Here is a 5,768-nt window from a genome sequence, read left to right as displayed (position 1 = left end):
GGCTCGGGCTGGCGCTGGTGGGTGGGATGGCCCTGGTGCTGCTCTGGCGCATCCGGGACGAGGACCAGCTTCTGCACGAGCAGTTCGGGGCCGAATGGGAGGCCTGGGCCGCCCGGACCAAGAAGCTGGCGCCGTTCGTGTATTGAGGGGGGACAGGACTGAATGTATCTGTGATTAAATCCTGTTGTTTGGCGTTGTCGTAGGGGCGACATATATGTCGCCCGGCGTTTGGGTCTTGTGGGCACGGCATGCCGTGCCCCTACGCAGGCAATATCTGCTATCTGTGAGTAAACGTTGAGGCTTCCATTATGGGCGTAGAAATAGCAGTTGCAATTATTGCTGCATCCACAAGCATAATTGTCGCCGCTTTGACTTTTTATCTAACAAAGAGGCATGAACTCAAGGTTCAATGGCAGCATGAGAAATTGAATCATTATAAGGTTCTTTTTCGTCTATTTCCGACCTTGCTGTTGATGGGATTGACAAAGACGACGCCAATATGCGATTTGCGCTGGCGGCAAATACAATAGTGCTTGCCGCACCACAATATGTGATCTCGGCGTTGATGGCTTTTCATGATGAAACTAAATTTTCAAATACGAACAGATCGCAAGTAAACCACGATAATTTGCTCAAAGAACTTGTACTTGCGGTTCGAAAAGATTTGGGATTGGCGGTAGAGGATGATGCAAACTCTTTCAGCTTTCACCTGATTGGATCATCTCCAAAGAGAACTACCTGAAATGTTTTCTTTATTCAGTAGGTATTATTGGCGTCTGGGCTTTTCTTATTATTTTCATCGGATTATGCATGGCTAAGAAGAAATCCGACACCCCCGGCGGCGAGAGCGCCGCCCTGGCGGCTATCGCCGCGGACTACAGCCGCAGCATCCCGTTCTCGCGCGAGGCAGAGGCCAGCGTGCTGGGCGCGATGCTGATGGACCGCGAGGCTATCGGTCAGGCGGTGGAGCTGCTGCACGACAAGTGTTTCTACAGCGAGCCACACCGGCGGCTGTTCTCGGCCGTGGTCAGCCTGTACGAAAAGAGCGTGGATGTCGACCCGGTGACCCTCTCCGAGCAGTTGCGCAAGGACGGCGCGCTGGAGGATATCGGCGGGGCGCCGTTCATCTTCGAAGTGGCCGGCTCGGTGGCCACGGCGGCCAATGTGGGCCACCATGCCCAGATCGTGCGCGAAAAGTTCATGTTGCGCCGCCTGATCGAAAGCTGCACCACGATCATCCAGGAGTCCTACCAGCCGGTGGAGGACGTGGACCGGATGATCGACTCGGCTGAGGAGCGGATTTTCCAGATCCAGGATTTCCGTCTCAAGGAGGGCTTTTCGCCCATCCGGCCGATCATCCACGACATCATCAACGACATCGAATACCGCACCCACCACAACATCGAGATGACCGGCGTGCCCACCGGGTTTTTCGACCTGGACAAGCTGACCGTGGGCCTTCAGAAATCCGACCTTATCATCGTGGCCGGACGCCCGGGCATGGGCAAAACCTCATTCTGCCTGAATGTGGGCCTGAACCTGGCCCTGGGCACGAACAAACACCCCGAGCCGGTGCCGGTGGCCGTGTTCAGCCTGGAAATGAGCAAGCAGCAGCTGGTGCAGCGCCTCTTGAGCTCCATCTCGCACGTGCCGGTGGGCAAAATGCGCACGGCCAAGCTGACCGATCTTGAATGGCACAACCTGAACCAGGCCGCCAACCGCCTGTTCGACGCCCCGATGTTCATCGACGACACCCCCGAGATATCCGTGCTGGAAATACGGGCCAAGAGCCGCCGGCTCAAGAAAATGGAGAACATCGGGCTGGTGGTTATCGATTACATGCAGCTGGTGCGCACCGCGGGCCGCATCGAGAGCCGCCAGCAGGAAATCAGCATGATCAGCCGCTCGCTCAAGGCCCTGGCCAAGGAGCTGGATATCCCGGTGATCGCCCTGAGCCAGCTTTCCCGCGCCGTGGAGGGCCGTCAGGACCGCCGCCCGCAACTGGCCGACCTTCGCGAGTCCGGCGCGATCGAGCAGGATGCCGACCTGGTGGTGTTCATCTACCGTCCCGAGATGTATGACATCACCGAGCAGGACGGCAAAAGCACCGAGAACCTGGCCCAGATAATCGTGGAAAAGAACCGTAACGGCCCGACCGGCACCGTGGAGCTGACCTTTATCAAGGAGTTCACCACGTTCCGGAATGTCAGTTTCCGGGAGGATGCGGAGGCGTACTGAGCATGGTCGGCCTTTTTCAGCAGCTCGGCGAGCGGGTATTGGAGAGCCTGACCCGCCTGGGAGAGTCGGCCGGCCTGATGGGCCGGACGGCGCTGGAGCTGCCACGGGTGTGGAGCGTGCGGCGCGAGCTGGTCGAGCAGATGATGCGGATCGGGATCGCCTCGCTGCCCCTGGTGGCGGTGACCAGCCTGTTCACCGGAATGGTGATAGCCGTGCAGACCAGCTACCAGGTGGAGCAGTACGTGCCCGACCTGTTCATCAGCGCGGCGATCGGCAAATCGGTGATAATCGAGCTGTCGCCGGTGCTGACCGCCCTGGTGCTGTCGGGACGGGTGGGAGCCTCGATTGCGGCGGAGCTGGGCACCATGCGCGTGACCGAGCAGATCGACGCCATGGAGACCATGGCTCTCGACCCGGTGCGCTTCCTGGTGCTGCCGCGCGTGATCGCCGGGATGATCATGATGCCGGTGATCGTGGTCTACAGCAGCGCTATCGCTATCGGCGGGGCGTACATGATCTGCATGATCTACTTGGAGATGAGCCGCCAGATATTCATGCAGGGGATCAGCCAGTTCGTGCTGCCCTGGGATATCTACAGCGGGGTGATCAAGTCGCTGGTGTTCGGGTTGACAGTGGCCACGGTGGGCTGCTGCTACGGCTATTATGCGCCCCAAGGCGCGGCCGGGGTGGGCCAGACCACCACGCGCAGCGTGGTGACCAACTGCCTTCTGGTGCTGATCTTCGACTATATCCTGGCCCTGATCCTGTTCCCGACCCAATGAGACGTGGTTTGTTTTTGTGTATGGTTTTCGCGTCCAGGGAGGGGAGACTGGGGCCAGCCCTTAATCTGGAAGATCGGCTGTAGCGGCGCGGAGCGCCGTGCCCGATCCATATGATCAAATCCCCCTCAGTCCCTCTTTGTCAAAGGGAGAGGTCGGCGCGGGAGGTCGTGCCATGAGCGAGGCGGCGATAATCGAGCTGCGCGGGGTGACGAAGCGCCTGGGCGGTCAGGCGGTGCTGAACTGTCTGGATCTGCAAGTGCGCCGCGGCGAGACCCTGGTGATAATGGGCCGCAGCGGGGCGGGCAAAAGCGTGATCCTCAAGCACATGATCGGCCTGATGCGGCCGGACAGCGGGCAGGTGCTGTTCGACGGCGCGCCGCTGGAGGGGATGAGCCGCAACTGTCTGAACGAGGTGCGCAAACGTTTCGGCATGCTGTTCCAGAGCGCGGCCCTGTTCGACTCGATGAGCGTGGGCCAGAATGTCTCGGCCGCTCTGCACCGTCATACGAAAATGTCCGAACAGGAAATAGCCGCGGTGGTGCGCGAGCGCCTGGAGGCGGTGGGACTGTCGGGCGTGGAGGGACGCATGCCGGCCGAGCTGTCGGGCGGGATGCGCAAGCGCGTGGGACTGGCCCGGGCCATCGCCATGAACCCCGAGGTGATCCTGTACGATGAGCCGACCACCGGGCTCGACCCGATCACCGCGGACTCGATCAACGACCTGATCGTGGACACCCGCCGCAACCTGGGAGTGACCAGTGTGGTGGTGACCCACGATGTGGCCAGCGCGCTCAAGGTTGGCACGCGTTTCTGTTTCCTGCTGGACGGCAGGATTTATTTCGACGGGAGCGGGGATGAGCTTCGCTCCAGCACGGACCCCGCTGTGCGCCAGTTCCTGGAAGGACGGGCGGTGGGGCCGCTGACCGCCGTGCATTGAGCCTGCCGGGTCCGCGCGATCCGCCCGGGCCCAGGGCCGAGGAGAGAGGATGAACAGCCGGAAAGCCGCCACGCTCGTGGGGATAGCTGTCCTTACGGCTTTTGTCATGGTACTGGTTTCGGTGTTCTACCTGCGCGGGGTGCTGACCGCCCGCGACCGCGTAACCTACCACGCCGAATTCAACAACGTGGGCCGCCTGGTCGAGGGGAACAATGTCACCGCGGCCGGGGTGGTGGTGGGACGGGTGCGCAAGATCGGGCTGCGCGACCAGAAAGCCTGGGTCGAGTTCTATGTGAAATCGGATGTCCCGGTGACCGCGGGCACACTGGCCTCGATCAACGCCACGGACGTGTTCGGCTCCTCCAGCGTGGAGCTGAGTCTGGGACAGGGAGCGCCCCTGCCCCCGGGCAGCCAGATCGAGGGCGAGCTGGGCCCCGGCATCGAGGATATCATGGTCCGCAGTGCGGTGATAATCGACCACACGATCAGCCTGATGCAGAAAGCCCAGACCCTTCTGGAGCGTCTCAACACCCTGACCGCCCAGGACGGCCCGGTGACCGAGAGCCTGGAAAACATCCGGGAGATCACGGTGAACACCCGCGAGTTCAGCCGCAACCTGGCCGATTACGACATTCTGGTGCGCCGTGCCCTGATCTCGGTGGACTCCACGGCCCAGGGGGTGGACTCGCTGGTGGCGGCCAACTCGGCGGCGGTCGGGCGCACCCTGGCCAATGTGGAAAGCTCGGGTGCGCGCCTGGACAGTCTTCTGGCCGGCCTTCAGGAAGGCCAGGGCACCCTGGGCCGTCTGCTGGCCGATGAGAGCCTGTACCGCGACATGCGGGACGCCCTGCAGGAGGCGCGCAGCCTGATCGCCGAGGTGCGCGAGCACCCGGAGAAATACGTGCGGGTGAAGGTGTTTTAAAACACAACCCCCTCGCTCCCCCTTTGTCAAAGGGGGAGGCGCTGGCCCAGGCCGCGCTGCCGGACAGAGAATGGCACGCGGCAAGCGGGCTGCGAATGTAAATAGAAAGAGCTTTCATGCCCAAGCCCAAAACCCAGTACGAGTGCTCGGCCTGCGGAGCGGTCCAGGCGAAATGGACCGGCCGCTGCCAGAGCTGCGGAGCGTGGGACAGCCTGACCGAGCGGGCCGCGCCCGCGCCGAAGGCGCCGGGGGCGAGAAGCGCCCCCGCCCCGGGAACCGGGGGGGCGCGGCCCCGTCCCCTGGCCGCGGTCCTCGCGGGTGGCCCGGAGCCGGCACGGATCAAGACCGGGATCGCAGAGCTGGACTCGATCCTCGGCGGCGGGCTGGTCCCCGGCTCGCTGTTGCTCCTGGGCGGAGACCCGGGGATAGGCAAGAGCACCCTGATGCTCCAGGCCGCGGGTAAGCTTGCCGCAACAGGCGTGCGGGTGCTCTACTGCTCGGGCGAGGAGAGTGAGGGCCAGATCGGCATGCGCACCCGTAGGCTCGGAGTCCCTGCACCCGAGGGACTCCTGCTCCTGACCGAGACCTGTTTCGAGGAGATCGAGTCCGCGGTGCGGCAGGCTCAGCCCGACGTACTGATCGTGGACTCGATCCAGACAGTCTATGTCGGGGCCGTGGAGGGTATACCGGGCAGCATAGTCCAGGTGCGCGAGGCCAGCGCCGGGTTCATGCGCCTGGCCAAGCAGGAGGGCCTGACCGTGGTCCTGGTGGGCCATGTGACCAAGGAGGGCGCCCTGGCCGGACCCCGCATACTGGAGCACATGGTTGACACGGTGCTGTATTTTGAGGGGGACGGGAACTGGAGCCACAGAATATTGCGCGTGGTGAA

The 5,768-nt window shown here is 62.6% G+C and carries 6 protein-coding genes; all 6 read left to right on the top strand.

What is annotated here, in order from left to right; genetic code table 11:
- Positions 1–499: 499 nt before the first annotated feature.
- Positions 500–742 (top strand): hypothetical protein, encoded by a 243-nt coding sequence (locus tag LLH00_14830; GenBank protein MCE5272552.1) that lies wholly within the window; start codon positions 500–502, stop codon positions 740–742.
- 68 nt (positions 743–810) lie between these two features.
- Entirely contained in the window at positions 811–2,238 is a 1,428-nt protein-coding gene (gene dnaB, locus LLH00_14825) for a replicative DNA helicase (protein ID MCE5272551.1), read from the top strand.
- Positions 2,239–2,240: 2 nt separating this feature from the next.
- Positions 2,241–3,020 (top strand): ABC transporter permease, encoded by a 780-nt coding sequence (locus LLH00_14820; GenBank protein ID MCE5272550.1) that lies wholly within the window; start codon positions 2,241–2,243, stop codon positions 3,018–3,020.
- A gap of 172 nt (positions 3,021–3,192) precedes the next feature.
- Positions 3,193–3,957 (top strand): ABC transporter ATP-binding protein, encoded by a 765-nt coding sequence (locus tag LLH00_14815; GenBank protein ID MCE5272549.1) that lies wholly within the window; start codon positions 3,193–3,195, stop codon positions 3,955–3,957.
- A 49-nt stretch (positions 3,958–4,006) separates the two neighbouring features.
- Positions 4,007–4,879, top strand: coding sequence for an MlaD family protein (locus LLH00_14810; protein MCE5272548.1), 873 nt, complete (start codon positions 4,007–4,009; stop codon positions 4,877–4,879).
- Positions 4,880–4,995: 116 nt separating this feature from the next.
- Positions 4,996–5,768, top strand: a 773-nt coding sequence (locus tag LLH00_14805; GenBank protein ID MCE5272547.1) for an AAA family ATPase, incomplete at its 3' end; no start/stop codon positions are given.

The sequence above is a fragment of the bacterium genome, from assembly GCA_021372515.1.
Taxonomy (GTDB): Bacteria; Gemmatimonadota; Glassbacteria; order GWA2-58-10; family GWA2-58-10; genus JAJFUG01.
The sequence above is the reverse complement of the archived record's forward strand: the minus strand, read 5'-3'. Positions and strand labels throughout refer to the sequence as shown.

Coding starts and splice junctions, on each gene's coding strand:
- LLH00_14810 (MCE5272548.1), top strand. CDS start 4,007: ATGAACAGCCGGAAAGCCGCCACGCTCGTGGGGATAGCTGTCCTTACG.
- LLH00_14820 (MCE5272550.1), top strand. CDS start 2,241: ATGGTCGGCCTTTTTCAGCAGCTCGGCGAGCGGGTATTGGAGAGCCTG.
- dnaB (MCE5272551.1), top strand. CDS start 811: ATGGCTAAGAAGAAATCCGACACCCCCGGCGGCGAGAGCGCCGCCCTG.
- LLH00_14815 (MCE5272549.1), top strand. CDS start 3,193: ATGAGCGAGGCGGCGATAATCGAGCTGCGCGGGGTGACGAAGCGCCTG.
- LLH00_14830 (MCE5272552.1), top strand. CDS start 500: ATGCGATTTGCGCTGGCGGCAAATACAATAGTGCTTGCCGCACCACAA.